This is a genomic window from Komagataeibacter swingsii, from assembly GCF_003207895.1.
Lineage (GTDB): Bacteria > Pseudomonadota > Alphaproteobacteria > Acetobacterales > Acetobacteraceae > Komagataeibacter > Komagataeibacter swingsii.
Window position 1 is genome coordinate 31,657 of sequence record NZ_NKUB01000018.1, and the last position, 25,361, is coordinate 57,017.

Here is a 25,361-nt window from a genome sequence, read left to right on the forward strand (position 1 = left end):
GCGGCAGGGCGTCATTTTTCAGGTCGGGTCAGAAGTATCCGCGTCACCGGAAATACGGAAAGGATATCTGCGAAAGCGTTTCCCCGTGGCGGCAAACAGGGCGTTGCCAAGAGCTGGAAATGCCGAAACCGTTCCCACTTCACCTATGCCGCCCGGTTCAGCGCCACTGTTGATGATATGTACGTCGATGCGTGGAATCTCATTAATTCTCATAAGCTGGTAATTATGAAAATTGCTTTGTTCCACGCACCCGTTCCTGATTGTGATTTCACCATATAATGCAGCTGAAAAACCGAATAGCAGGCCGCCTTCCATCTGGGCGATCAGGGAATCGGGATTGATCGCCATTCCACAATCCACCACGGCTGTGACGCGTACGATCTGTATTGCTGTCGTCGGCAGGACCGAAACTTCCACGACGACGGCGCAATGCGAACCAAAGGCATTGTGCAATGATACTCCGCGCCCCGAACCCGGTGGCAGCGGCTGTCCCCACAGGCTTTGCCTTGCAACAAGATCAAGAACGGCCAGCGATCGGGGATTTTGCGACAGAAGACGCCGTCTGTATTCAATTGGGTCCATGCGGGCTTCAGCCGCCAGCTCATCCATGAAGCTTTCAACGACATAGGCATTATGCGCGGGTCCGACGCCTCGCCACCAACTGACCGGAACCGGTGTATCCGCCCGTGTCCACATCACGCGCATGTGGGACAGGGTGTATGGCGTATCAACAGCACCGGCCACGGCATCCCGGTCCAGCGTGCCCTGTGGCAGCCCACCGGGGGAAAATCTGTCAACCACAGATGGGCCAGTGACATGATGCATCCATGCGACCGGCAGGCCGTCATCACCCAGTGTGGCGGTCATCCGGTCATGGTATGCGGGCCGGAACAGGTCATGCCGGATATCTTCTTCCCGGGTCCATATGAATTTGACCGGATAGGAAAGCTGGCACGCAAAGCTCGCGGCCTGTTCCAGTGAATCAACCGCCAGTCTGCGTCCAAAGCTACCGCCGATCATGTAATTGTGGATGTAAACCTTCTCGCGGGGCAGTTTTGTAATTCTGGCAATGGCGTCCTGCCCGCGGGTGGGCACCTGTGTACCGACCCAGACATCACAGCCATCGGGGCGAACATGGATTGTGGTATTGATCGGTTCCATGGTGGCATGCGCCAGGAAGGGCAGGTCATAAGTACGTTCGACTTTTTTCCCCTCTGCAAGGGCTGTATCCATTCCCTTATCATCATGCGCCATAACCGGTGCGCCATGGGTAGCTGCATCATGCAGGGTCTGCCGCACCTGATCCGTGGACAGGGATGCGTTCGCACCATCGTTCCAGACAATCCCGAGGGCGGCCAGCCCCTTGCGGGCAGTCCAGTAGCTTGTCGCGGTGACCGCGACGGCCGAACCGATATTGACGACATCGCGCACGCCGGGCATGGCCCGTGCCTTGCGCGCATCTACTGACCGGACCGTTCCACCCAGAACCGGACAGGCCATTACGGCGCCAAACGCCATCTTGGGAACACGGACATCAATCCCGAAAACAGCCTGTCCCGTGATCTTGGCGGGAATGTCAACGCGGGGAATGGATTTTCCCAGCAGCTTCCAGCGTCCCGGTTCCTTGAGGGGGACAGGATTGGGGACGGGCTGCTTTACGGCGTCGGTAACAAGATCACCATATGTTGCCTGATGGCGTCCCGCCGTATCGCGGACAATACCGTTTTCCGCCATGACATCCGCCATGCTGATCCCCCACCTGTTAGCGGCAGCGGCCAGAAGCATCAACCGCGCGGCTGCCCCTGCCTGACGTAGCGGCAGCCAGCCCTTGCGGATGGAGCGCGAACCACCGGTGGAGAGGGATTTGAGCAGGTCAGGCGAAATATCAGATGTTTCCTGGGGCAGGGCGGTCAGGACATGGACTTTCCCGGGGGCCACTTCAAGTTCTTCGGCAATCAGCATCGCTTCCGCCGTGTATATTCCCTGTCCCATTTCGATATTGGGAACGATCAGGGATATCTGGTTATCAGCACAGATACGAACGAAACCGCCAAGCGCGACATAGGGTTCATTATCCGGTCCCGGGGTTTTGGTATCAGCTGCTGCGCCACGGCCCTTCGGAACGGCTGCGAATGCCAGCAGCAGTCCCCCGCCAATCAGGAAACGTCGTCGGGATGCATCATTCAGGGTGTTCGTGGCAAGGCAGACGAATGAGGGGGCCGTCTTGTCTGATCTGTTTGTCATCCGTAGACTGTCTCTAAATATTATCAGTGGTTATTATGACTGTCGAATGGGTACGTCACGCCGCATCTGGCTGGCCTGTATAGTATTTTAAGGAGCAAAGGACCGGGATGCATGGGCGCAATGTCAGTCTGGGTATCACGTATCGTCAGTATCCACCATGGGAAAGAAGGTTTCGTAGCCTTGAGGAAACGTTATGGACACCATGGGTAGCCAATATCATGACATCAATTTTTTTCAGGACGCGCCACCTTCTTTTTCTACGTCAAACGCCCTATGTTCGTTTCGATTTCGTATGCCATTGTAATGTCTGTTTCCGGGGTCTTTACTAAGGCTGCGGCGGTATATGTCGCGATCTTTTCGACTGGGGCTTTAAATGAGAACACGTCTTGCGCTCATGGCTGCTGCATCGCTGATGCTGCCACTTCTGGCAGGTGGCCATGCTGTTGCCGCACCGACTGGTGATACGCCTTCTTTTCCGAAGGTGCCCCCAACCAAGCCAGGCGAAATCCCCAAATACATTGATGCTTACACGCCGGGTATCATGAAGACGGAGCCTCTGGACATTCCGGCCGATGTCATGGAACGCCTCAAGGGCCTGCCTGCCGAGAAAATTGATTTCATCAAAAGCGGCAAGAGCGCGGCCGTTCTTTCGTCAAAGCAGCTTTTCAAGCAGATCAACGAGACATCCTCGCAGCAGGAACTGGCGCAGTATGTCGATACCGTGATGACGGTCTACGATCAGGTGCAGTTTCACAAGGGCGTTGATGTGGAAACCATCCCGCTTGATACGAAATCACCCAGATTCAATGACTGGCATCTACGTCGCCCCGCGGAGCTTGATCCCCCCCGCAAGCCGGGACTGATCGATACATCCCGTTATGTCCGTAGTTATGGATCAGGACTGCCGACCTTCGCCGGTTCCCAGATTGCCCTTACCCCGGAAGACCTGAAGGCCGGGAAGGTCGATGTTGCCATCCTGGGCGCCCCCCTGGATATGGGGTCCGGCTGGCGTGATGCCCGTCACGGACCCAACGCGATGCGCGTCATGCGCGACGGGACTGGTGGCACGGAAGTCAGCAGCATGATTTCGCCCAGCGAAGAACTGAAAATCGTGGATTACGGTAACGCCGCCATTGACCAGAACAGTACGGAACGCAGTATGCAGGAAGTGCGCCGCATGGTTGGTGAAGTCGCCAAGGCCGGCGCCATTCCCGTCGTGATCGGTGGCGATCACAGTCTGGAATATCCGGATGTTGCCGCCATGGCCGATGTGTATGGCAAGGGACAGGTCGGTGTCATCCACTTTGACTCCCATCTTGATACGGGGCGTGGGCGTATTCACCTGCTTGATCATGGTCAGCCCATCTATCGCGCCATGAAGGAAGGGCACATCCGTCCGGAAAATTATATCCAGGTTGGCATCAAGGCCCATTATTCAAAGGATTATTACGAGTGGGAACGCCTGATCGGCATGCGTTACCATACGATGGCGGAAGTCGAGAAACATGGCTGGACGGCCGTGATGGAACGCGCCATTCAGGAAGCGAAAAAGAACACGAAATACCTGTGGATCTCGTTTGACGTGGATGTGCTTGATCCCGCCTTCGAACCCGGAACGGGCACCCCCGTGGCTGGTGGTCTGACCATGCGTGAGGCCATTCCCATCATGCGACGCCTGTGCGCGGAAGCCAATGTCGTTGGGTTCGACGTTGTGGAACTCGCCCCTTCGCTCGACCCGACCTATCGCAGTGCGTTGAATGCCAACACGATCATGTTCAGCTGCCTGACAGGGCTTGCGATGCATAAGAAGGGCATTACCCAGGCCAATTACTTCAGCCCGCTTTCTTCCGAGCATGGGCAGGATAATTATTACGCGACCAAGGGGACGAAGCAGTGATACATCCAGCAAGCTTTCGGACCATGAAACTTCCGTCCCTGTGTCACCGCACCGGTCGCCGTGCGGCCTTGGCCGCACTCACCCTTGCGGGTCTTTCCCCTCTTGCCGGGCCTGTTGGCGCGTGGGCCGCGACAAGTCCCTCGATCGACGGGCTGACAACAGAACAGAAAGCGTTCATTGCCGATAACTCGGTTCTGGAACGTTTCCACCTGACACCAGAAAAAATCGAGAACATTCTGGCAGCCAAGTCACCTGATGATGCGCGTAAAGCTGTGTCGGCCATGATGCGCACGATTGAGGCAGATAAGTTCCAGCCTGCAAAAGGACCAGCCGAACCAGGCAGATCTGCCCTTGACCCTGACGGGGACATGGCAGCGGTTGAACTGAATACCACCGCTGGGGATTTCAATGCCTCGACGGTTCTGCGGCCACCCGCGCTGGATGCGACGCAGCGTGCGCCCGGCCCGTTCAGTGTCAAGCGTTATATGTATGAAACGGACAGTATCCCCACCTTTGCCGGGGCACCATTTGCACTGCGTAAGGAGGACCTGATCGCGGGCAAGGTGGATGTCGCCTTTGTCGGTGTGCCGATTGACTTCAGCAGTGGCTGGCGTGATGCGAAAAATTCAACGGCTGTCCTGCGTGCAATGTATGGTCTGGGTGATTATGACGTCTATGCGGGCGTCAATCCGGGCACCTTGCTCAACATCGTTGACTACGGCAATTTCGCCGTTGACAGGATGAGTGTTGAACTGTCCATCAGCCATGTTCGCAAAATGGTTGGCGAGATGGTGGATGCAAAGGTTGTTCCCTTTATCGTCGGGGGGGATCATTCGACCCTGATCCCGGCGGTCGAAGCGATGGCGGACAAATATGGCGCCGGCAGTATCAGCCTGGTCCAGATCGATGCACATAATAATGTCGCCCGCGATCAGGCACATTTTTATTCGGATGAGCAGGCGGTGTCCCGCCTCGTTACTGAAGGCAGCGTAAAAGGCGGGTCGGTTGTCCAGATCGGCACGCGTGGACCCGGTCTGGCTACGTCTGATTTCGAGTGGATGAAAAGCCACGGTATCCATTACCATACCATGGCACAGGTCGAGACGAATGGATGGCAGAATGTGGTCGATACAACATTGCATGAAATCGAAGGAGGGCCACAAAACGTCTTTGTTTCCTTTGATATCAGCGCGCTTGACCCGTCTTATGCCAGCGGTGCGGGGCGGCCAGCTTCAAATGGTCTGACAATGCGGGAGGCCGTGCCGCTTGTCCGGCGCATCTGCGCGGAAACAAAGGTCGTGGGTTTTGCTATGCTTGATGTCGCCCCCTATCTCGACCTCAGCTATGCAACTGCGCTGAATGCCAATCAGATCATGAATGCCTGCCTGACGGGGGTCGCGATGCGCAAGATCGGGGTCAAGGGCATAAACTATCATGATTCCCTGACCGTCGGCATGGCCGCAACGCCCTAAACCCAAGATAGCCTGCCAATGTCACTTGACCTTATGGCGTGGATGGTTTTTCTCGACCGGACCATTGTCAGGCTATTGCAGGGGAGGTCTATCGTGTCAGAATGGAGCAGGCACGCCACTATCGGCCGAATACGGTCTGGTTCATGGGTAGTTGGCGCTGTTGTCATCCTGACGATGACCGGCGCCAGCCCCGTTTATGCGGCGCCGCGCGAATTCATCTGTCAGGGAAAAACGACGGCGCGCAGCATGTCGGATGAAAAAAGCCATTTGTTCAATGCCGACTTCATTTTCGATCAGGCGGCGCGAAGCTGGGTCAGGACTGATTCCAACACCGGGGCGTCCCTGCCGATGTGTGATACCCCTGATTGCACGGTGACGTTCAGTCCAGCCAAGGTCATTGCCCGCACTGGCACGCTGGTGGCGACCTTTGACGCGAAGCAGAAAACCTTTGTCGCAGCCGATCTTAAAGATATTGATGGAACAATGGCTGAAATCGTGACCCATGCGCAGTGTCGTGCCGCAACGTCCGCCCTGTCCGGCACAACGGGCAAGAACGCGCGCTCAGGAAAACGCTGATCGCCGCTTGTGGAACGTGGCATGGTCACCTCCCGGCTCACGGCTTTTCAGGCAGGCGGTGTTCCGACCTGCGCTCGCTATAGCGATCGACGAGGTAGTCGGCCCGGTCCCGCAGCAGCCACGTGAACTTCATCAGTTCCTCCATGACATCCACCATCCGGTCATAGAGCGGGGACGGCTTCATCCGGTCATCATCCCCAAACTGGGTATAGGCCATCGGTACGCTGGACTGGTTGGGGATGGTGAACATCCGCATCCACCGGCCCAGAACCCGCAGGGCGTTGACGGAATTGAAGCTCTGCGATCCGCCGGAGACCTGCATGACCGCCAGCGTGCGGCCCTGGGTCGGGCGGATAGCCCCTTCGGACAATGGCAGCCAGTCGATCTGGTTCTTGAACACGGCGGTGATGTTGCCGTGCCGTTCAGGGCTGCACCAGACCTGGCCTTCCGACCAGATCGACAGTTCCCGCAGTTCCTGCACTTTCGGATGCGTGGCAGGCACGGAATCCACTATCGGCAGGCCGGCCGGGTCGAATACCCGCGTTTCCGCGCCGAGGACATTCAGGATGCGCTCCGCCTCCAGCACCAGCAGGCGGCTGAACGAGCGTGGCCGCAGCGAGCCATAGAGCAGCAGGATGCGCGGCGGGTGGCCAACCCGTGGCAGCGGCTCAAGCCGCGCGAGGTCGACCCGTTCGAGGTATTCCGGGTGCAGGGCGGGCAGGTCGGGGTTGGTCATTGCGGCAGCGTCTCCTTTGCCTGTCACGGGTGGCTGATCCGGGGCAGCCACAGGGCCAGCGCCGCAAGCGCGGCCAGCAGGACGGGCGGCGTGATCGCCAGTCCGACCGTCATGTATTGTCCCCATGTGACCCGGTGGTTTCTGGCCGCCAGCACATGCAGCCACAGCAATGTTGCGAGACTGCCGATCGGGGTGAATTTGGGGCCGAGATCGCAGCCGATGACGTTGGCATAGACCATCAGGTCACGGGTCAGCGGCGTGATGTCATGCGCCTGCCCGATCGCCAGCGCGCCGATCAGGACGCTGGGCATATTGTTCATGACCGATGATAGCAGGGCCGCCAGAAAGCCGGTGCCGAGCGTGGCGATGAGTGGCCCCTGATGGCCAAGCCAGACCAGCGCCGTCGCCAGATCATCGGTCAGCCCGGCATTGCGCAGCCCATAGACCACCAGATACATGCCCAGCGAGAAGATCACGATCTGCCACGGGGCGCCCCGCAGCACCTTGCGAACAGGGATCACCCGGCCATATCCGGCGACGAGCAGCAGGATTGCAGCGGCCAGGCAGGCGACGACACAGACCGGGATATGAAACGGCGCTGTCAGGAAATAGGCCGCCAGAACGAGGGTCAGCAGCGGAAAAGCCGCGCGGAATACAAGGGGGTCACGAATGGCGGTGGCGGGCGCGGGCAGTTCGGCCACGGGGTAGGCCCGGGGTACCTGCCGCCAGTAACGGAGCCACAGGACGGCCAGCGTTGCACCAAGTGCCACCAGATCGACAGGGACCATGATCGCGGCATAACGGTCGAACGCAATGCCGAAGAAATTGGCGCTGACAATATTCACCAGATTGGAAATGACCAGCGGCAGGCTGGTCGTATCCGCGACAAAGCCCGTGGCGATGATGAAGGCCAGCGCCGCGCCATGGCTCAGGCGCAACTGCGTGAGGATGGCGATGACGATCGGCGTCAGCAGCAGCGCGGCGCCGTCATTGGCGAACACGGCCGCGATCGCGGCACCCAGCAGCACGATCAGGGGAAACAGCGTCCGGCCCCGGCCCTTGCCCCAGCGGACCACATGCAGGGCGGCCCAGTGGAAGAACCCGGCCTCATCCAGCACCAGCGAGATGATGATCAGCGCGACAAAGGTAAAGGTCGCATCCCAGACGATATGCCACACGACCGGGATATCATGCCCGTGGATCACGCCTGTTCCCAGCGCCATGGCGGCGCCGGCCATGGCGCTCCAGCCGATGCCCAGCCCCCGTGGCTGCCAGATGACGAAAACCAGCGTCGCAATGAAAATGGCAAGCGCCAGCATCAGACGATCCGCTTTCCAGCCGCGTCCACGATCTTCTCACCGTCCTCCCTGGCAAACGCGCCGCGCTGCGGGGCGGGAAGAATGTCCAGCACCGTCTCGGATGGACGGCACAGCGCAACACCGAGCGGAGTGGCAACGATGGGCCGGTTGATCAGGATCGGATGTGCGATCATGGCGTCGATCAGCGCGTCATCCGTCAGGGCCGGATTATCAAGGCCGAGTTCATGAAAGGGCGTGCCCTTTTCCCGCAGCACCGAGCGCACCGGGATTTTCATACGGGCGATCAGATCGACCAGTTCCGCACGGCCGGGCGGTGTTTCCAGATAGGCGATGACCGTCGGCTCGATCCCGGCATTGCGGATCATCGCCAGCACGTTGCGTGATGTGCCGCAGGCCGGGTTATGCCAGATCGTGACGGTCATGGGCAGGATTCCGTAGCGGGGCAACATGAGACCAGGTTCGCGAGAAGGGGCGCGCAGAGTTCGGGACTGCTCGCGCAGCAATCCCTGACAAGGAAGACCATCAGCGCCCGTAGCCGCGCCAGACTGGCGCGATAGATGATCAGGCGGCTATGGCGTCGTGAGGTCAGCAGGCCGGCACGGCTCAGGATCGCGAGGTGGGTCGAGATGGTGTTCTGCGGGATATCGAGATGGCGCGCGACGTCTCCGGCGGGCAGACCGTCCGGTTCATGGCGCACCAGCAGGCGGAAGATATCCAGCCGCGTGGACTGGGACAGGGCGCTGAGCGCGGCAAGGGCTGATTCCATATCCATATATCCTTGATTGTGGATATATAAAATAATGTCAATCCCTGTTCTGGCACGCGGTTTCGCGCGTTCACACAAAAGCCATGAGGGCCTGTATTCCTTACCCTGCTTGTCCGTGGAGGCATCATGATAGATCGATTTCCGGCCGCCATCCTGTCAGCCTGCCTGATCATGGCCAGTGCGACGGCCCATGCGGACCCGCCATGGGGGCACGGCGGGCATGACCGTCATGACGGGGGGCGCGGCCATGGCCACATGAGGGACTGGCGAAGGGGGGAGTATTATGCCAACTGGCGCTCGCAGCGGTGGCGGGTCCGTGACTGGCGGCGCTACCATGGCCTGTGGGCGCCGCCATCGGGCTATTACTGGATGCAGTCCGGGGCGCAGTACCTGCTTGTGGCGGCGGCAACCGGACTGATCGCGGGTGTGGTCGCTGCCACTGCCGGCGTGGCGCCGCCTGCTCCGGTCGGTCCGGTAGCGCCCGGTTACCCGGCGGCGCCCTATCCGGCGGCGCCGGCCTATCCGCCACCCTATTGAACGGGCCGTTGATCGCGGGCGCTGGCGGTCATGTCCGTCGCCATCACGCATAATCGAAAAGCGCCATGAACCCGAAATCCATGTGGAGCTGCTGGTGGCAGTGAAAAAGCGTCGGTCCCGGGTTGTCGGCGACGAAATCGCATTCAAGTTCCTGGAAGCCACCCAGCATCACGACATCCTTGATCACGCCCCGGGTTGCCCTGCCGCCAACCCGGATCAGTTCGAAGCTGTGGCGGTGCAGGTGCAGCGGATGGATGTCGTCGCTGGCGTTGCGGACCCGCAGGCGGTAACGCCGCCCCTGTTGCAGGATATGGCGCGGCCACGGTGCCGCCATCGGGAAGGCTTCCCCGTTGAGGGTCCACTGGTTGAAGCCGTTCAGGACTGCATTGCGCTTGATGATCGTCATTTCGATCGTCTCATCCGGTGTGATGGCGGGAAGGGAAGCGCCAAAGCGCGCCCCAAAGCGCGCATAATCCCAGCGCGCGGGCCGGGGGGCGATCCACCGTGGCCTGCCCGTCTGTCCGGCATACGCGACGACAATGCCCATCCCGCGCCGGCGGTCATCATCCGCCACGTCACCCATCACCCAGACGCCCGGGTGATCCATCCGCACCATGGCCGAGATACGCTCCGCCGTGCCCAGCCACAGCACCGGAACCTCGGCCTGCGTGGGCACCGGGTTGCCATCAAGGGCCATGACCCGGAAGGTGTGGCCCGGCAGGGCCAGGCTGCGGATTTCACCGGCGCTGGCGTTCAGGATGTGAAACAGCACATGCTCCCCCTGTTTCACCCGGACGGGTTCGCCATGTCCCAGCATCTTTCCGTTGATCGTGAATGACCCGTAGCCGACCTCGAATCCCTTCGTCCCTTGCGTGGCGGCCGCGTCGGCGGCCTTTCCCATCCGCTGGAGTTCGGCTACCGGATCACCCGCAAGCGCATCCACCGCCATGTCGCCACCACGGCTGAAAAATGGCGCGAATTCCTTCAGCACAAGGAAGACCTCGCGGTCATGGGCGCCGGGATTATCCTTCGGCTCGATATAGAGCGGCCCGACCTGCCCGGTATAGGTGCCACGGTTGAGATCGCCCCCGGCCATGACATGCGTGTGGTAGAAGCGGAAGCCCGAAGGCCGTGGCAGGAAGCTGATCCGCCGCATGCCATGTGGTGGTATGAAGGGCGTGCCTTCCTCCGCCGCCCCGTCCACCGCGCTCGGGATCATCTGGCCATGCCAGTGCACCAGTTCCGGCGTGTCGGTATCATTGAAGATGTCGATCACGCTCCGCCTGCCTTCCTCAAGTCGCAGCAGGGGGCCGGGAAACTGGCCATTATAGAGCGTGGTTGAAATGATGCGCCCGGGGGCAGGTTCGACCTGTCCCGTGGCGATCCGCAGCGTATGGTCCGCTTTTCCACCCATGGCGGGGCCTGCGCCACGGACCCGGCCCGGGATCATGGCCGCCAGCGCCGTTGGCCCGGATAGTGCCAGAAAGGAACGGCGGTCCAGCGTCATGGTACTGTCCGATCATGGGGAAGCAGGCAGGATTCCCAACGCCCGCAGCCATTGGCCGGTTCCATCGGGCCGGCGCGGGGGTGGGCCGTCCCGTCGCCGGGACCTGTCCGTAAATGGGCTATGGACCGGGCCATGCACACCGTCAGGGTGCCGGTCGCCATGTCTGGCGAGGATATAATATTTCCTCATATCGAGAAATTCAGATATGGGAAAAGGCCCGGGACTGGACGCAACATGGCTGATGTCTTCGCGCGAACGGGCAGGGATGGCTGTTCAGGAGGATGGATGACTGTAGCGACAGATCAGGCCAGGCCCGTGGCGCTGGAGGTACTGGCCTTGCGCAGCGCCCATGGTGGCCCGTTTGCATTTACTGTCCCGGCGGGGGCGTGCGTGGCGATCACCGGGCCATCAGGCAGCGGGAAGTCGGTACTGCTGCGCATGATCGCCGATCTTGACCCGCATGAAGGCGATGCACGGGTCGATGGACAGGCATGCTCGGGCATGCCCGCGGCGCAGTGGCGGCGTCTGGTGCAGTATGTTCCGGCGGAACCCGCGTGGTGGTCCGATAGTGTGCTGGACCACATGGCGGATACGGACGCGGTGCGCGCGCTGGTCGCGCGCCTTGGCCTGCGGGAAGACTGCCTGCGCACGCCGCTGTCGCGCCTGTCCACGGGGGAACGCCAGCGGCTGTCCCTGATCCGCGCCCTGCTGCTGCGCCCCCGTGTCCTGCTGCTCGATGAACCCTGTTCGGCGCTGGATGCGGCCACGACGGACAGGGTCGAAGCCGTCCTGCAGGAGGTGCGGGCGCAGGGGACGGCCATTGTCCTGGTCTCGCACGACATGGGGCAAGCGGGACGCATGGCCGGGACGCAGTTCCGGATGGCACGGGGCCACATGGAAGAAATCGCGCCATGACCCCCATCGTGCTGACGACCGGGGACATGCTGGTGGCCGCTGCGCTGATCGCCATTGGCAGCGCGCTGTCGTTCCTGCTGTCGCTGGGGTTGCAGCGGGTGCTGCTGGTCTCCGCCGTGCGCATGGCGGTACAGCTTGCGCTTGTCGGCAGCGTGCTTCTGTTCGTGTTTGGCCATGCGTCCGTGTGGCTGACCATCGGGCTGCTGGCCTTCATGTTCACCGCCGCCGCCTGGGAAGCGGGGTCGCGCCAGCAGGTCCGCCTTGGCCTGCGGTGGCATTTCGGGATTGCTGGCATCGCCACGGTGACGGGGACGGTCATCGTGGTGCTGATCGGGCTGCTGACCGCGCTCCAGCCCCACCCGTGGTACGTGGCCCGTACCGCCATTCCCCTGACGGGCCTGCTGCTGGGCAATGTCATGAATGCCACCAGCCTGTCGATGAACACGCTCCTGTCCGCCATCATGCGTGAACGCCAGGCCATCGAGGCGCGGATCATTCTCGGCGCGACCCGCGCGCAGGCGATGAACGGCCTGATCCGCCAGGCAATCCGGACGGCCCTGCTGCCTACGCTGAACCAGATGGCGGCCGCCGGGATCATTACCATGCCCGGCATCATGACAGGGCAGATCCTGGCGGGCATGAATCCGCTGGATGCCTCAAGGTACCAGGTCCTGCTGATGTCGCTTATCGTCAGTGGCAACCTGATCGGCGCGACAGTCGCGGCCTACCTGGCCGCCTGGCGGCTGACGGACAGCCGGGGGAGGCTGCGGCTGGAACGCCTGCTTTCCCGATTGCGGAAGGACTGAGGAAGTGGTCGCATCGGCTGCACGGAAATCGGGGGGAAACCGATGTGGTCCTGACAGTCCCGGCCGGTTTGCCGCCCCCTACCGGGTTTTCGTCGCAGGGACCGGCTGTTGGCCGACGCCCGGAGACGGCGGTATTTTTTCGTTCGTGGCGGCGGTATCACATGTCGTGGCATGACAGCGCCGATCGGGGTCATGCAGGCGCAGGGCCGGTTTCCAGATCATGATCCGGGGCAACCCATATGAACTAATTGGACGAAGGATAGCGCCGCATCAGCCTGAGTTGCCGCCACCATGCCCTGGCAAGCGCCATGGCGCTGATCGGGACCGCGCCATCGGCCCGCATCCGGGCGGCCAGCGCGAACAGGGCGTCCTGCTTGGCGAACACGCCATGATAGGCATCCCGCAGGCGCAGCGTCGGGTCCCAGAACTGGATGGCTTCGGATCCGGCGCCGTTGATTTCGATAATCCGGAACTCCCCGCGTTGCAGGGCCGCCTCGCTGGCAAAACGTACGTCCAGGCGACCGAAATGGAAACCGTTCATGGAGCGGGCTATGGCATCGACACGGCCTTCAAGGGCAGGGGTATTGAGCCGCATGGCATCCTCATAGCGGCCGCCCACCCGCAGGGATGCGACCGTGCCAAGGATGACGCGTTCGCCACGCATCGGAACACGGTCAATCCCTCTGGTGGAAAGGGCGCGCCGGTAATGCCCGATCCGCGAACACAGCCGTGGGTCGGCGGCCATCAGGGCCGCGATGGAACGCACGCCGTCGCCCGTGACCTGTGGTGAATGCCGGATGGCGAGACCGATAAGGCGGCCACGGGCTTCGGTCGGGCCACGGCTGTAGAACAGTCCGGCCTCAAAGGGGCCGGGCACGAATTCCTGCAAGAGGAAGCTGGCGTCGGGGGGGAAGGCCGCGATGTAGGCCGTCAGCCCATCTACGGTATCGATCCGTCGCACGCCATGGCCGCACCAGCCGATATCGGGCTTGGCAACCAGCGGGTAGCCCAGTGTCCGCGCCATGGAGGCTGCCGCCGGGATGTCGGCGGGAGAGACGAGGACGGTGCGGGCGACCCATGGCGCATGCGCCTGACCGATCCGGGCCAGGCAGGCGGCTTTTGATTCGCCCGCCAGCCCACCGGTCTCGATCGCCGGGTTGACCACCGATGGCAGCGTCAGGCTGCGGTAACGCAGCCCCAGCCATAGCCACTGCAGGACAAGGGGTATACACAATACCGGCTTCGGGAGCCGTTCCATCGCGCCAAAGCCGTAGGCGTTGCCGGCATGGTGGGAACAGGCGTCATTCGTGCTGCGTTGGGGCTTCATCATGGACAATCCTATCTTTCCCGCGGCAGTTCGGGATCACGCAATGCGACAGGTGGGGATCACGCTGTTGCGATCAGGCTACAGATTCGTCTGCCCCACGCCAGAGACCCAGCGCCGTGTCAATGCGCGGCCGGGCAATGGGTGGGCGGCGAACCCCGTCGATATCTTTGGCTGGAGCCGGCCCTTCCGGCGTGATGCGCTGCCCGCGCCCCTCTTCATGCAGGCGATGGAGGCGGGGATGCTTGTTGCGGATAACGGGGCCTGGCGCAGCCGGTTCCGGTTCTCGACGCTGGGGGGCAACGGGTTCTTCCATTCCGCCTTTCCCACCGTGGCGGCGGACGCGGTGTTCTTCGGCCCCGACAGCTACCGGTTCGGGGCGGTGCTGGCGGCCCATCTGCGCACCGCCCCGCCGCCCGTGCGGGCAGTAGACATTGGCTGCGGCACGGGCCTCGGTGCGATCATGGTCGCGCAGGCCAGTCCGGGGACCGAGGTGGTGATGGTCGATATCAATCCCGAGGCCCTGCGGCTGGCGCGCATCAATGCGCGTATTGCGGGCGTTGATGGCATCATGGCGTGGCAGGGCGATCTCCTGTCGGGGCTTTCGGGTGAATTCGACCTGATCATCTCCAACCCGCCCTACCTGCCGGACCCCGGCTGTCGGCTGTACCGCAACGGTGGCGGCAGGCTGGGGGAGGGGCTGTCGCTGGCGGTCGTCAGGACGGCCATGGAGCGGCTGGCGCCCGGCGGGACATTGCTGCTGTACACCGGGAGCGCGATCATCGATGGGGACAATCCTTTCCTGCGCGATGTGGCGGCCCTGCTGGATGGCAGGGATTTCACGTGGGAAGCCAGTGAACTCGACCCGGATGTATTTGGCGAGGAACTGGAAGGTGGCCCGCTCTCCGTGGCGGAGCGGATCGCCGTGATCTGCCTGACCGTGACACGACGATAGCAGGACAGGAATGGCCCCAATGAACGATATCATGGCTGGCGACAGTATCGAACGGACGCAGCGGGATCTCCATCTGGCCCTGGCCGGACTCAATCGCCTGCGCCTGACGCCATGCCTGCCGGAGGAAGACGGCAGGGCGGATGTGGACCTGCCCCGCCTGCTGGCGGGGGAAGCCGGTTTTCTGCGCGCCCTGCGTGCGCGGGTTGCGCCACTTGCCGCGCGGGCGCCCCGGGAACCCGCGGCATTCCTTGCATGGTTTGAAGGGCTGGAACAAACCGGCCCCGGCCAGCGTGACCGGCTGTTCCCCTGGCTGGCGCATGAAGCGCCGCGTGCGGCCATGTGCTGGTTTGTGGAACAGGAAGCGGCGGGAGAAGCGGGTTTCGAGGACCTGACGGCGCTGGTGCAGGTGCGCATGCCAACGCGACCCAAGCTGGAACTGGCGCGTAATTACTGGGATGAAATGGGGCATGGCCGGAAAGCCGGCATGCACGGGCCGATGCTGGCGCATCTGGTCCATGCCCTTGGGCTGCGGCCCCGGCCGGAGGATACGGTCTGGCAGTCGCTGGCCCTGGCCAACACCATGGCCGGTCTGGCGTGCCACCGGCATCTGGCGTTTCACGCGGTCGGCGCGCTGGGCGTGATCGAACTGACCGCGCCGGGCCGGGCCGCCATGGTTGCGGCCGGGCTGAAACGACTGGGCGTGCAACCGGATGACCGGCATTATTTCGACCTGCATGCCGTGCTGGATGTGCGTCATTCCGCAGCGTGGAATGCGGAGGTTATCGTGCCGCTGATCATGGAAGATCCGCGTCGTGCCCCGGCCATAGCCGAAGGGGCGCTGATGCGGCTGGAGTGTGGCGCCGCCTGCTTTCGTCGTTATCGGGACCATCTGGGCCTGAAGTGACAGCGGGCCGGATACGGGCGGGATGATGGCCCATGCGGGGTAGCGCGCCGCGTGCCGGCCCCCGTGGCGATCGCGTCATGACCCGCCCGGTCGGCCTTATGCCCGTAACCTGGCGCCAGTAATGGCGAATGCGCGGGCTGGGAACCGGAAACCGGCCATAGCGCGCCTGAAACAGGCCGGGTTGCCCGCGTGGCCGTTCCATCCGCGCCCGATGCCGGGGGAACGGATGCTTCGGAGCGTACGTGCCCCAGAGGCGGAGTGGATGCAATCCAGTCCGCCTTTTTTACGCGCTGCTGCTTCATTGTGACATGGTGTATTATGCTCACGGGTATTTGAGAGTGGAGGCCAGATGTGAGCCAGACTTGGGGTGATTTTCAGGCGGTCGTGCAGTTGTCAGCGGCCCTGAATGTGGCAATTCTCAGTTTTGTCGATATCAGCCTGCCCGCCATCAAGGAACGGCGGCGGGTTTTTGCCAAGGCCCAGCAGGAACTGAGCATGTACCGCACCGCGCCGACGAAGCTGGTCAGTGCGCAGCAACTGGAACGCGACTGTCAAATTGAGGAAGTGAACCAGAAGCTCTATCTGCTGTGGCAGGAAAGTGCCGACTACAGCAAGGAGGAAGACACGCTGGTCTATTATACCGGGGTGCTTGGCTTTCTGGGCGCCGTGCTCAGCCTGGTGCTGTTGTGGTATTCGGCGGAATGTTACGACGTTGTTATTGGTGGGCTGGGACAGGCGATGATCGCACTGTCGTTCTGTTCGCTGGTGGTGGCGTTCATCATCAATTTCATGACGGCCTCCCAATCAAGTGTCTTTACAAAGAAATGCAATGATATCAGGGAACAGGCGCGCAAGAACCTGGGCCAGCAGAATAGCCCCCCAAGCAAACCGTCGTAAGGGTACGGTACATATCCGGTCCCCGAGACACCGTCTGGTGGCGTAAGGTCCGTCCAGTGGTACTTCCGGGCCATGCCCATGGCCGGAGCAATGCGCACATGCGGGGCTGGTGTTACAGCCCGGCCGGACAGGGCCATATCGAGGGCGCGCCGCATGCAACAGGCTGGTTTCTTCAGGCTCACATCCCTTTTCCAGAAGGCCCGCGCGGGATACGGCGGTCAGAAGTTTGCAGCGTCCACGTTCCCGGCGGACTGCGCGCCAGGCCGATCCGGCCTGCGCGGGAAGTCTGCTCCGGGCCAGATCGTGGCGGTCGGGTGAAGTTCCTGCGGCAGTTGGATCACACATCTTAAGCCAGGGCTGTTATCGTATAAAGCAATGGTGCCGGCGTGAAGCCGTACGATGGCCTTCACCATGCTCAGCCCAAGCCCGTTACCCTCATGCGTGCGGCTTGTGTCAAGACGGACAAAGCGGTCGAACACCCGCTGCATGGCCTCGGCGGGGATGCCGGGACCGTTATCGGCAATCTCTATGTGAATACTGTTGCCTGATGACTTTATGCTGGCAGTGATGGTGGTCTGGCCCGGCGTGTGGCGTATGGCGTTCTCGATCAGGTTGGAAAAGGCCTGCCGCAGCAGGACAGGGTGCCCGATGACGGCGGGGCATGTGGGCATGATTTCGCCCAGCAGGTGCTGCCCGTGGTCCTCCATGACGGATCGGTACGGTTCGAGGACCGATCCCAGCAGCCGGGCAGGATCAAGGGATTCCATCTCATCCTTCCAGGCCCCCGATTCAAGCTGCGCCAGCTTGAGCAGGGAGGAAAATATTTCCAGCGCGGCGTCCAGTTCCCCGATTGCGCACTCGACCTGTTCATACATGGGATCGGAGGGGGCATGCGTCAGGATGGCCCGTTCAAGGTTCTGGCGCATCCGCGCGAGCGGACGGCGCATGTCATGCGCGATGTCATTGGAGACCTGTTTCAGGCTTGCGATCAGGAATTCATTCTGGTCGAGCATCGCATTGAGGCTTTCCGAGAGATGATCAAGCTCGTCATCCGTGCCACGCAGGGGGATGCGACGCGACATGTCCCCTGCATGATGCTGCGTGCCGTCCTGCTTATGGTCTCGATCCATTTCAGGATCAGGCTGCTCAGGAAAAGGCCGCCCGCCATTCCGGTCAGGCCAAACCCCGCGATTTCCCAGAAGATCGTTGCCCATAACGCATGTTGCAGATGCGTCAGGGGGGAGGCATCCATGCCGACAAAGTAATAGCCGCCATCATCCAGTATATAGCCGGTTCCATAAACGATATTCCGGTTTGTTTCCCTTGGCAGGCGGTGGGACCATGCCAGCCAGCGTTCGCCGGGCACCGGCCGTAGATGCAGCATGTTGCCCGCGACAATGGCCTGCCCCGGGTCCTGAAGCAGGTAATGGAAACCCGGCTCATGTTCGATCAGTCCCTGTACGACCGGCAGCAGGTGATGGACATCCGCGGCCCCGGCATCCGCAAATGTCTCATGGGCTTCGTTCTCTACTTCCCGGTGAAGCTGCTGGCGCATGGCCGACTGGCTGTACAGGCCAGACATCACGGTCATGACCATGCCACCCAATATGAAAAGACTGGCGAACAGCGTGACGATGCGAAATGACGTGCTGGCAATAATGCGTCGCATCGCCATGTTCCGGCGTTTCGCCATCGTGTTCCAGAACCTCATTGAACATATCCATCATGGAGCGACATCCGTTCTGGACGTGGATGGCTGGCCAGCATACCGATCATGTTCCTTGCGCGCCCTGTGGGCATTAACCCTGCCATGAATGCTGTGGCGCTGATTCCATGTGAAGGGATGCGCAGATTAAAAAATGCCAATCATCGCCGCGCCGCCACCATGAATGGTGTCATGCCACGATGAAGCTGGTAGACTGCCGGAATGGTCGGCCCGGCTGGCCGGGATGCTGAACCTCCTGATTGGCCTGCATGTATGACGCTGGTAGCCCGCCCCCGCCTGCTTTTGGTCGAAGATGACCGTGCAACCACGGAATATTTAAGGCAGGGGCTGGAAGAAAGCGGAATTGATGTGGTTTCCGTCGCAAATGGCAATGATGGGTCACAGTATGCCCTGTCGCAGCCATGGGATGTCATCATTCTGGACCGGATGCTGCCGGGTCTGGACGGGCTGACAGTTCTCATGCGCCTGCGCGCCCATGCCATCACGACCCCGGTACTGTTCCTGACGACGATGGATGGCGTGCCGAGCCGTGTCGCCGGTCTGCGGCATGGTGCGGATGATTACATGATCAAGCCATTTGCATTGCGTGAACTCGTGGCGCGCGTGCAGGTGCTGCTGCGCCGATCATCCTCTTTTCAGCATGCGACTGTCATGAATGTGGCTGATGTCGAACTCAACCTGCTGACGCTGGCGGTGACACGGAATGGGGAAAAGATTCTTTTACAGCCGCAGGAATTGAAACTTCTGGAATATTTCATGAGGAATGCTGGCACGGTGCTTTCCCGGAAAATGTTGCTGAAGGATGTCTGGCATATGGATTTCCCGGTTCGTACAAACCTTGTTGAAACGCATGTCTGCCGCCTGAGGGAAAAGCTGGGGCAGGATGGACAGTCCCTGATCCGTACCGTCCGGGGCAGCGGTTATGTCATGGGTGCGTGACCCCGGCGGTCGGGCAATACCATAGGCAGCCTGCTCCACGATCCCGTTTCCCGGTCATCAATGGGGGCATGGCTGCTGGCCCTGCCCCCGGATTTGGTTCTATGGAACTTCATATTGTTTTGGTTGCGACGTAAATAAAGAATGCTCCGTATACATAGAAAGGAAACGACCAGCTTCGATAGGGCGATTACAGGAATTACACTCATGATGTGTTTCCGTTCATGTACTATATGAAATATTCAGTGCGTCATGCCTGCACCCCGAATATCCGGCCGATGGCAGCCGTCACGGCCATCGCCATGACGCCCCAGAATATGACCCGTAGCGCCGGGCGCCATGGTTCCGCCCCCCCGGCCCGTGCGCCCACGACCCCCAGTACCGCCAGCCCGACCAGCGATACGGTGGATACAATCCATGACACAACCCCGGCGGGTGACAGCAGGGCAGCCAGCACTGGCAATATGGCGCCGGACGAGAATGCGCACGCTGATGCAAGGGCGGCCTGTACCGGACGTGCCGCGGTGGCTTCGGAAATGCCGAGTTCATCGCGGGCATGGGCGCCCAGTGCATCATGCTTCATAAGCTGGAGGGCGACCTTGCGGGCCAGAATGTCATCCAGGCCGCGCTGACGGTATATGCCGGCCAGTTCACTGACTTCCGCATCCCAACTGCTGCCCAGTTCCTTTTTTTCGCGGGCAAGGTCGGCCTTCTCTGAATCCGCCTGCGAACTGACGGATACGTATTCCCCCGCGGCCATGGACATGGCCCCGGCAACCAGGCTGGAAATCCCGGCCAGCAGGATGCTGCCCTGTGTCGCATGGGCGCTGGCGACACCAATGATCAGGCTGGATGTTGACAGGATACCGTCATTCGCCCCCAGAACAGCCGCCCGCAGCCACCCCAGCCGCGATGTCGCGTGGACTTCCTTGGGGCGTGGCGCCGTTCTATTTTCCATATTCATCAGATACAGTACCTTTTACCAGCATTCTCTGAAAAACATCGTCCCTGAGAATGAAATAATGAAAACATGCGGCCAGCCCATGACCCGTGGCCAGTATGATGATCAGCCAGCCATTCCACTGGTGCAGCCAGTGCAGGAGGTCGACCGTCGATGCTGAAAACCTGCCGAAAGGGGGCGGGATCTGGATGGCCAGGAAGCTCATGGGCTGCCCGTTGCCCCATCGCCACAGATATCCAAGGATGATTTCCAGCAAGACCAGGCCATAAAGGCCATATTCCACACTGCGGGCCAGGACGGCGTCAAGCCAGCGATCCGCGGCGCGGATATGCCGCCCCCGGCTCATCCGCCACAAAAGGCGCGCTGGCATGAGCATGCTCAGGATGATGCCAAGCGTCAGGTGCGTGACCACCAGCTGGTGATGCAGTGGATTGCGGAACAGGCCCCATATATTCGCGGTTGCGAACTGCAGCACGATAATGGCGGCACAACTCCAGTGGAAAACAATCGTTGGCAGGTCATAGCGTGCTGGCGAAGGGCTGGGTTTCTGTTCCATGCGGTCAATATACATGACGGACATGACGCGAACCTGAACGACCGGCCATCAACCCGGCCTGAAGGTGCGTGGCCGGTTGCGTGGCGCGAACTGGGGTGGACGTGCCGCCCCGGGCATGCCTGTCCATCATGGAATGGCCGGTTTCCCCTGCGCGACCCGGGCTGCCAGGTCATCCCACAGGCGTGCGGTCGCAAGATTGATATCGGCCTTTACCGAAAACGGGGACTGGCTGCGTGAGAAAGGAGACAGCGCCATGCGTTCGCCGATGACGAAATGTCCCTGGGAGAACAGCATGACGGACACCGATCCCTGCTGCCCCTGTCCTGTCGGGCGCATGACCGCTATACGCATGTGCGGGGGCGGCACGGCAATGGCGTCGAAAGCGCGCATCTCGGCCTGGCCCGATGGGCAGGACACGCTTTCCAGTACCACGTCACGCAGGACCGAATGCGGATATCCGCCATATACGCCGTCAACATGCAGGCGGACGCCGTGTTCCACCGTCTTGCAGATTTCATCCGTTCCGGTTTCGGCATGAGCCGAGCAGCCAGCGACGCCGAACGTCATCAGGATGGCCAACCCGTAACGCAAGGTCCATTTCATGGTGTGTGCCCGGCCTCCTGTCGCATGACCCTGTCCTTGGCATCGTGTTGATGCGTTCTGTTCTTGTAACAGGCCAAGATGACGTGAACCTGAACAGGAAAGGATTGCGGCAGGTCTGCCTGTGGCAGGGAGGCGCATGGCCGGGATGATGGATGTTTTACAGGCAGTATCTCCTATTCATCCGTCATGACCACGAATGGAATGGCACGGTACGGGAATTCAGGCTGATATTTCCTGAATAAAAAATAAATACAAAAGGGAAAAGCAATATTTTTCTCTGTTTTATTTATATTTTATGTTTAACAAAAACATCATGTTGTGAAAAGACAGGCGCGCATATAATATCTGGCCAGGCTATGAAGGGTTCCTTGCGATAATATGAGAATCATTTGCGACCGTGCAGACTGACACCATGCGGGATTCCGGCCGTTTCCAGGCCCGCATTCTTCCGGCATGTCTGTGGGGGAATTCTTGTCTGGGGCATTGGCGGTTTCATCTCCGTCCCGGGCCATGCCCAGACTGCCATCGCTGACGGACATTCCCGCCTGGGGTCTTCCGCGCCTTTTCTTGCCCAGATTGACCCCGCAGCCATCCGTGATTCGTGGCAGGCTGACGAAATTGATGCCAGCCGGAGCCAGGATACACCGTCCGCCGCAGGCGGAAGCCTGCTGGGGGATATGGGGGGACTGCGTCCATGGCTGGCCCGGTACGGCATGACGCTGAGCATCCAGGATGTCAACGAGTTATGGGGCAACGCCACGGGCGGGATCGCCAGTACCAATGGCGATGGCAGGGGGGCTGGCACGGGCGCATCATATATTGGCATCACCATGCCAAGCCTGACAGCGGATCTGGAAAAACTCATCGGGCTTAGGGGGGGGACGTTCAATGTCAGCGCCCTGCAGATCCGCGGACGCGCCATTACCCAGGACCACCTGGGCGATTTCAACCCCATCAGCGGATTTGAGGCGGACCGTTCCACCCGCCTGTTCGAATTGTGGTACCAGCAATCTTTCCTGAAAGGCGCGCTGGACATCAAGGTAGGCCAGCAGGATCTTGATACGGAATTCCTGATCAGTGATTACGCTTCCCAGTATCTCAACGCCAATTTCGGGTGGCCAATGGGGCCTTCGGTCAATCTGTATGCCGGCGGCCCCTCATGGCCTCTTGCCGCGCCCGCGATCCGGTTCCGCTACCGGCCCAGCGGAAAATATACGTTCATGTTCGCGGCCTCTGACGACAATCCAACAGGCAATCGGGACAGTAATGTCTTTGGCGTGACCGGGAACCCGTCTGACCCAACCAGCCAGACAACAAACGATGGCAGCGGCACGCTCTTCAATATGGGAACCGGCGCCCTGCTGATTACTGAAGTCCAGTATGCCCTCAATCCCCAGGATGGCGTTCATCACCCGGGCCTGTCAGGCGTTTATAAACTCGGTGGTTATTATGATACGGCACGATTTCCGGATTATCGGTACAACACGCTGGGACAGTCCCTTGGGGCACAGGGGGGCACGCCGCGCTGGGATCGCGGGAACTGGCTGGTTTACGGGATAATGGACCAACTGATCTGGAGACCTTCGCCCGCTTCGCCACGCGCGCTGGGGGTGTTCGTCCGGGCGACGGGAAACAGTGGTGACCGCAACATCATAAGTTTTGCCATTGACGCGGGCCTGAACCTGAAGGCCCCATTCCGGGGCCGGACGAATGATACGCTGGGCATCGGCTGGGGCATCGGTCGTGTGACATCGGGCGTGCGCGCGTATGACCGCGCGCGCGGGGCGCTGGTGCAGGGAAACGAAAACCATTTCGAACTGACCTATCAGGCCCAGATATTGCCATGGTTGGTCGTGCAGCCCGATTTCCAGTATGTCCTTGACCCATCGGGCGGCATGGGCGACCCGTCCTGTCCAACGCGCCGTATCGGTAATGAAGCCGTATTCGGGCTGCATACGAATGTGAATTTCTAGCGCGGATCGGGACAGGAGCGGGGACGATCCGGACAAGTCCCATTCCCCATGAAATAGGGGGGCAGGCGCATGGCGGTCGTTCAGAATGTTACGTTGCTATGCAGGCCGAAAGTCGCCTCATCACGTACACGCTCCCCTTTACTGTCAAGGATGCCGCCACTGGGCGACACGATACCCTGGATATCGGGCTGAAGCATGAACCATGGCGTGATCTGGACCTGATAGGTCAGTTCCAGATGATATTCGGTGCCCTGCATGGGCAGGCCGGCGCGCCTGTCCGCCCGGGCAAGGCAGGGACTGGCGGCCCCCAGCCCCGCCCCAAGTCCCAGCACGTCGCCCGCACGCCCGAACGGTCCCTTCAGGGCGAACCCGCCATCCACGGCGTAGACGATCTGGTTGCGGTCGGTGTCCGCTGTCCAGTTTCCCCTGACAAAGGCATCCAGTTCCGTAATCCGCCCGAAATGCTGGAGCGTCTGGTCCGCGATGCCATAGATCGCCCAGTTGGTTTTATGGCTTTTCGCAAGATCAGACTGGTCGGGGAAGCGCCCGGTATCAAAGTAGCCGCCGAATTTGTATGTGCCCTGCCTGCCGGATATGTCCCTGCGGTACTGGACCTCCCCGAAGAAAAGGGCGCCCGTGTTGAAATTGAACCGTGTGCCACCCGGGTCGCGGTTCTGGTTCCACGGGTCCCTGGCGTTGATGAAAGGGCCGCCGACAGGATTGTCATCGGCCGCCGCGAACAGGAAATTCCATTGTGGGGACAAGGTATAGCGTAACCGTATCGCAGGCGTGGCCACGGGTGAGACTGGCCCCTGATCATACAGGTCATTATCGGGCATGATAGGCCAGGAAAAGGATGCGTTCAGGAAGTTCAGCCCGACGCCGCTGATCATGAAATCATGCCCGAGATCCAGCTTGCCGATCCGGAAGGCCAGCCGCTCCCCCATGAATTTCTGGCTGTACCACAGTTCATACAGTCGCCCGTTATCATCCGCTTCGATATTTGATGTCTGGTTGAAAACATACAGGGGCGTATTACTGAATGGTCGCCCACGGATTTCCATGGCGCTGATGTCGAATGTACCCAGCGGCAGGCCCGTCAGGGTATGCAGATCCGTCACCATTTCAACTGCCGTGGACCCAATGTAGTTGCTGGACGCCTGCGCGCCCCCCACCGGGTTGGACCAGAATTCATTGGTATCCGATATACGGATATCAATACCCTGTGCCAGCAGCCAGTCCCGTATCCCGCCCCAGTTGCCGGACAGGCGGGTGCGCGGGTCAATATGGTCGGGAATATTCTGCTGCGGTGTAACGCCCGCGCTCAGCACGCTGACAGGAACAGGCTGGGCATATGCAGTAGAGAATGCCGCCGGAAAAATAATGATAATCAGCCATGCATGACGATGATTGTTATCACGGAAGCATCTCATGTTCTTGATATAGCGTCATGCAGAAAAATTTAAAATAAACTATTTATTGAATTATTCTTTTCATTAATTCAAAATATATTTTAATAAGAGGAATGGCTTCATTATGCCGAAATATGTACAAAATACGCCTTAATACGGAATACATGCCAGAGTTCTTACTGTACATGGCGTACACTCCTTAATCCGTTCTTAACGCGGGTCACGCAGGTTCAAGCTCTGCCTCGACGGGCCGCATGACGGGCGGGGCGTGCCAGCGGCCGTGGTCCACATCCGCGATCTCGCGGTCGATCTCGGCGATGACCTGGCGTGAAAACGGGC

At 60.6% G+C, this 25,361-nt stretch carries 24 protein-coding genes; 11 read left to right on the forward strand and 13 right to left on the reverse strand.

Translation table 11 applies throughout. From position 1 onward, the window contains the following. Positions 1-18: 18 nt before the first annotated feature. The gene (locus tag CFR76_RS12580; RefSeq protein ID WP_110557350.1) at positions 19-2,244 is read right to left on the reverse strand and encodes a xanthine dehydrogenase family protein molybdopterin-binding subunit; all 2,226 of its coding nucleotides are present in this window, start codon (positions 2,242-2,244) and stop codon (positions 19-21) included. A 541-nt stretch (positions 2,245-2,785) separates the two neighbouring features. Here CFR76_RS12580 and CFR76_RS12585 point away from each other — a divergent pair. The 3 genes from CFR76_RS12585 (at position 2,786) to CFR76_RS18110 (ending at position 6,189) form a co-directional block, all read left to right on the forward strand. Next, positions 2,786-4,141 (forward strand): agmatinase family protein, encoded by a 1,356-nt coding sequence (locus CFR76_RS12585; RefSeq protein ID WP_244191927.1) that lies wholly within the window; start codon positions 2,786-2,788, stop codon positions 4,139-4,141. Positions 4,142-4,164: 23 nt separating this feature from the next. Then, a complete protein-coding gene (locus CFR76_RS12590) occupies positions 4,165-5,613 on the forward strand; it encodes an agmatinase family protein (RefSeq protein ID WP_110557352.1) in 1,449 nt (482 codons plus the stop codon). A gap of 246 nt (positions 5,614-5,859) precedes the next feature. Further along, positions 5,860-6,189 carry a hypothetical protein gene (locus CFR76_RS18110; RefSeq protein WP_167402134.1) on the forward strand — a complete coding sequence of 110 codons (330 nt, stop codon included), beginning with the start codon at positions 5,860-5,862 and terminating at the stop codon, positions 6,187-6,189. 37 nt (positions 6,190-6,226) lie between these two features. Here CFR76_RS18110 and arsH read toward each other — a convergent pair whose 3' ends face one another. Genes arsH through CFR76_RS12615 form a run of 4 tightly spaced genes read right to left on the reverse strand, consistent with a single transcriptional unit; the run spans position 6,227 to position 9,016 of the window. Next, positions 6,227-6,925, reverse strand: coding sequence for an arsenical resistance protein ArsH (arsH, locus tag CFR76_RS12600; protein ID WP_110557354.1), 699 nt, complete (start codon positions 6,923-6,925; stop codon positions 6,227-6,229). A 23-nt stretch (positions 6,926-6,948) separates the two neighbouring features. Beyond that, complete coding sequence (locus CFR76_RS12605) at positions 6,949-8,244, reverse strand: arsenic transporter (RefSeq protein ID WP_110557355.1); 1,296 nt, start codon at positions 8,242-8,244, stop codon at positions 6,949-6,951. Next, a complete protein-coding gene (gene arsC / locus CFR76_RS12610; RefSeq protein ID WP_110557356.1) occupies positions 8,244-8,666 on the reverse strand; it encodes an arsenate reductase (glutaredoxin) in 423 nt (140 codons plus the stop codon). The genes CFR76_RS12605 and arsC overlap by 1 nt, the downstream gene beginning before the upstream one ends. Continuing rightward, positions 8,663-9,016 carry an ArsR/SmtB family transcription factor gene (locus CFR76_RS12615; RefSeq protein WP_110557357.1) on the reverse strand — a complete coding sequence of 118 codons (354 nt, stop codon included), beginning with the start codon at positions 9,014-9,016 and terminating at the stop codon, positions 8,663-8,665. The genes arsC and CFR76_RS12615 overlap by 4 nt, the downstream gene beginning before the upstream one ends. 120 nt (positions 9,017-9,136) lie before the next feature. On the opposite strand from CFR76_RS12615, the gene CFR76_RS12620 reads away from it, so the two are divergent. Then, on the forward strand, positions 9,137-9,547 hold the full coding sequence (locus CFR76_RS12620; protein ID WP_110557358.1) for an RcnB family protein: 411 nt from the start codon (positions 9,137-9,139) through the stop codon (positions 9,545-9,547). Between the two features lie 43 nt (positions 9,548-9,590). Here the strand turns inward: CFR76_RS12620 and CFR76_RS12625 are convergent, their stop codons facing one another. Continuing rightward, on the reverse strand, positions 9,591-11,054 hold the full coding sequence (locus tag CFR76_RS12625; protein WP_110557359.1) for a multicopper oxidase domain-containing protein: 1,464 nt from the start codon (positions 11,052-11,054) through the stop codon (positions 9,591-9,593). A gap of 285 nt (positions 11,055-11,339) precedes the next feature. Between CFR76_RS12625 and CFR76_RS12635 the strand changes: the two genes are divergently transcribed. Next, on the forward strand, positions 11,340-11,969 hold the full coding sequence (locus CFR76_RS12635) for an ABC transporter ATP-binding protein (protein WP_110557360.1): 630 nt from the start codon (positions 11,340-11,342) through the stop codon (positions 11,967-11,969). After that, positions 11,966-12,775, forward strand: a complete 810-nt coding sequence (locus tag CFR76_RS12640) for an ABC transporter permease (RefSeq protein WP_110557361.1) — start codon at positions 11,966-11,968, stop codon at positions 12,773-12,775. The genes CFR76_RS12635 and CFR76_RS12640 overlap by 4 nt, the downstream gene beginning before the upstream one ends. 244 nt (positions 12,776-13,019) lie before the next feature. On the opposite strand, the gene CFR76_RS12645 is transcribed toward CFR76_RS12640, so the two are convergent. Then, on the reverse strand, positions 13,020-14,105 hold the full coding sequence (locus CFR76_RS12645) for an ATP-grasp domain-containing protein (protein WP_110557362.1): 1,086 nt from the start codon (positions 14,103-14,105) through the stop codon (positions 13,020-13,022). Between the two features lie 40 nt (positions 14,106-14,145). On the opposite strand from CFR76_RS12645, the gene CFR76_RS12650 reads away from it, so the two are divergent. The 3 genes from CFR76_RS12650 (at position 14,146) to CFR76_RS12660 (ending at position 16,855) form a co-directional block, all read left to right on the forward strand. Next, entirely contained in the window at positions 14,146-15,054 is a 909-nt protein-coding gene (locus CFR76_RS12650; RefSeq protein ID WP_110557363.1) for a methyltransferase, read from the forward strand. Between the two features lie 19 nt (positions 15,055-15,073). Then, positions 15,074-15,958 (forward strand): iron-containing redox enzyme family protein, encoded by an 885-nt coding sequence (locus CFR76_RS12655; RefSeq protein ID WP_110557364.1) that lies wholly within the window; start codon positions 15,074-15,076, stop codon positions 15,956-15,958. 351 nt (positions 15,959-16,309) lie between these two features. Continuing rightward, positions 16,310-16,855, forward strand: coding sequence for a hypothetical protein (locus CFR76_RS12660; RefSeq protein WP_110557365.1), 546 nt, complete (start codon positions 16,310-16,312; stop codon positions 16,853-16,855). Positions 16,856-17,073: 218 nt separating this feature from the next. Here the strand turns inward: CFR76_RS12660 and CFR76_RS18470 are convergent, their stop codons facing one another. Both CFR76_RS18470 and CFR76_RS18475 read right to left on the reverse strand, forming a co-directional pair. Continuing rightward, the gene (locus tag CFR76_RS18470) at positions 17,074-17,937 is read right to left on the reverse strand and encodes a sensor histidine kinase (protein ID WP_244191928.1); all 864 of its coding nucleotides are present in this window, start codon (positions 17,935-17,937) and stop codon (positions 17,074-17,076) included. After that, positions 17,844-18,524: a hypothetical protein gene (locus tag CFR76_RS18475; RefSeq protein WP_244191929.1), complete on the reverse strand. Its 681-nt coding sequence runs from the start codon at positions 18,522-18,524 to the stop codon at positions 17,844-17,846. Before CFR76_RS18475 ends, CFR76_RS18470 begins: the two co-directional genes overlap by 94 nt. A 309-nt stretch (positions 18,525-18,833) precedes the next feature. On the opposite strand from CFR76_RS18475, the gene CFR76_RS12675 reads away from it, so the two are divergent. After that, positions 18,834-19,520, forward strand: a complete 687-nt coding sequence (locus tag CFR76_RS12675; RefSeq protein ID WP_110557366.1) for a response regulator transcription factor — start codon at positions 18,834-18,836, stop codon at positions 19,518-19,520. A 247-nt stretch (positions 19,521-19,767) separates the two neighbouring features. Here the strand turns inward: CFR76_RS12675 and CFR76_RS12680 are convergent, their stop codons facing one another. From CFR76_RS12680 to CFR76_RS12690, 3 genes are all read right to left on the reverse strand, one after another. Next, a complete protein-coding gene (locus tag CFR76_RS12680; protein ID WP_110557367.1) occupies positions 19,768-20,475 on the reverse strand; it encodes a VIT1/CCC1 transporter family protein in 708 nt (235 codons plus the stop codon). Further along, the gene (locus CFR76_RS12685) at positions 20,465-21,058 is read right to left on the reverse strand and encodes a cytochrome b (RefSeq protein ID WP_244191930.1); all 594 of its coding nucleotides are present in this window, start codon (positions 21,056-21,058) and stop codon (positions 20,465-20,467) included. The genes CFR76_RS12680 and CFR76_RS12685 overlap by 11 nt, the downstream gene beginning before the upstream one ends. Positions 21,059-21,160: 102 nt before the next feature. Further along, entirely contained in the window at positions 21,161-21,637 is a 477-nt protein-coding gene (locus CFR76_RS12690; protein ID WP_110557368.1) for a hypothetical protein, read from the reverse strand. Positions 21,638-22,104: 467 nt separating this feature from the next. On the opposite strand from CFR76_RS12690, the gene CFR76_RS12695 reads away from it, so the two are divergent. Beyond that, entirely contained in the window at positions 22,105-23,610 is a 1,506-nt protein-coding gene (locus CFR76_RS12695; RefSeq protein ID WP_408884371.1) for a carbohydrate porin, read from the forward strand. A gap of 80 nt (positions 23,611-23,690) precedes the next feature. Here CFR76_RS12695 and CFR76_RS12700 read toward each other — a convergent pair whose 3' ends face one another. Next, complete coding sequence (locus CFR76_RS12700; RefSeq protein WP_244191931.1) at positions 23,691-24,941, reverse strand: carbohydrate porin; 1,251 nt, start codon at positions 24,939-24,941, stop codon at positions 23,691-23,693. Between the last annotated feature and the right edge of the window lie 420 nt (positions 24,942-25,361).

What these genes read in the sequence shown, in the direction of transcription:
- CFR76_RS12580 (WP_110557350.1), bottom strand. Translation starts at nt 2,244, where the DNA reads ATGACAAACAGATCAGACAAGACGGCCCCCTCATTCGTCTGCCTTGCC.
- CFR76_RS12585 (WP_244191927.1), top strand. Translation starts at nt 2,786, where the DNA reads ATGAAGACGGAGCCTCTGGACATTCCGGCCGATGTCATGGAACGCCTC.
- CFR76_RS12590 (WP_110557352.1), top strand. Translation starts at nt 4,165, where the DNA reads ATGAAACTTCCGTCCCTGTGTCACCGCACCGGTCGCCGTGCGGCCTTG.
- CFR76_RS18110 (WP_167402134.1), top strand. Translation starts at nt 5,860, where the DNA reads ATGTCGGATGAAAAAAGCCATTTGTTCAATGCCGACTTCATTTTCGAT.
- arsH (WP_110557354.1), bottom strand. Translation starts at nt 6,925, where the DNA reads ATGACCAACCCCGACCTGCCCGCCCTGCACCCGGAATACCTCGAACGG.
- CFR76_RS12605 (WP_110557355.1), bottom strand. Translation starts at nt 8,244, where the DNA reads ATGCTGGCGCTTGCCATTTTCATTGCGACGCTGGTTTTCGTCATCTGG.
- arsC (WP_110557356.1), bottom strand. Translation starts at nt 8,666, where the DNA reads ATGACCGTCACGATCTGGCATAACCCGGCCTGCGGCACATCACGCAAC.
- CFR76_RS12615 (WP_110557357.1), bottom strand. Translation starts at nt 9,016, where the DNA reads ATGGATATGGAATCAGCCCTTGCCGCGCTCAGCGCCCTGTCCCAGTCC.
- CFR76_RS12620 (WP_110557358.1), top strand. Translation starts at nt 9,137, where the DNA reads ATGATAGATCGATTTCCGGCCGCCATCCTGTCAGCCTGCCTGATCATG.
- CFR76_RS12625 (WP_110557359.1), bottom strand. Translation starts at nt 11,054, where the DNA reads ATGACGCTGGACCGCCGTTCCTTTCTGGCACTATCCGGGCCAACGGCG.
- CFR76_RS12635 (WP_110557360.1), top strand. Translation starts at nt 11,340, where the DNA reads ATGACTGTAGCGACAGATCAGGCCAGGCCCGTGGCGCTGGAGGTACTG.
- CFR76_RS12640 (WP_110557361.1), top strand. Translation starts at nt 11,966, where the DNA reads ATGACCCCCATCGTGCTGACGACCGGGGACATGCTGGTGGCCGCTGCG.
- CFR76_RS12645 (WP_110557362.1), bottom strand. Translation starts at nt 14,105, where the DNA reads ATGATGAAGCCCCAACGCAGCACGAATGACGCCTGTTCCCACCATGCC.
- CFR76_RS12650 (WP_110557363.1), top strand. Translation starts at nt 14,146, where the DNA reads ATGCGACAGGTGGGGATCACGCTGTTGCGATCAGGCTACAGATTCGTC.
- CFR76_RS12655 (WP_110557364.1), top strand. Translation starts at nt 15,074, where the DNA reads ATGAACGATATCATGGCTGGCGACAGTATCGAACGGACGCAGCGGGAT.
- CFR76_RS18470 (WP_244191928.1), bottom strand. Translation starts at nt 17,937, where the DNA reads ATGTCGCGTCGCATCCCCCTGCGTGGCACGGATGACGAGCTTGATCAT.
- CFR76_RS18475 (WP_244191929.1), bottom strand. Translation starts at nt 18,524, where the DNA reads ATGCGACGCATTATTGCCAGCACGTCATTTCGCATCGTCACGCTGTTC.
- CFR76_RS12675 (WP_110557366.1), top strand. Translation starts at nt 18,834, where the DNA reads ATGACGCTGGTAGCCCGCCCCCGCCTGCTTTTGGTCGAAGATGACCGT.
- CFR76_RS12680 (WP_110557367.1), bottom strand. Translation starts at nt 20,475, where the DNA reads ATGGAAAATAGAACGGCGCCACGCCCCAAGGAAGTCCACGCGACATCG.
- CFR76_RS12685 (WP_244191930.1), bottom strand. Translation starts at nt 21,058, where the DNA reads ATGTCCGTCATGTATATTGACCGCATGGAACAGAAACCCAGCCCTTCG.
- CFR76_RS12690 (WP_110557368.1), bottom strand. Translation starts at nt 21,637, where the DNA reads ATGAAATGGACCTTGCGTTACGGGTTGGCCATCCTGATGACGTTCGGC.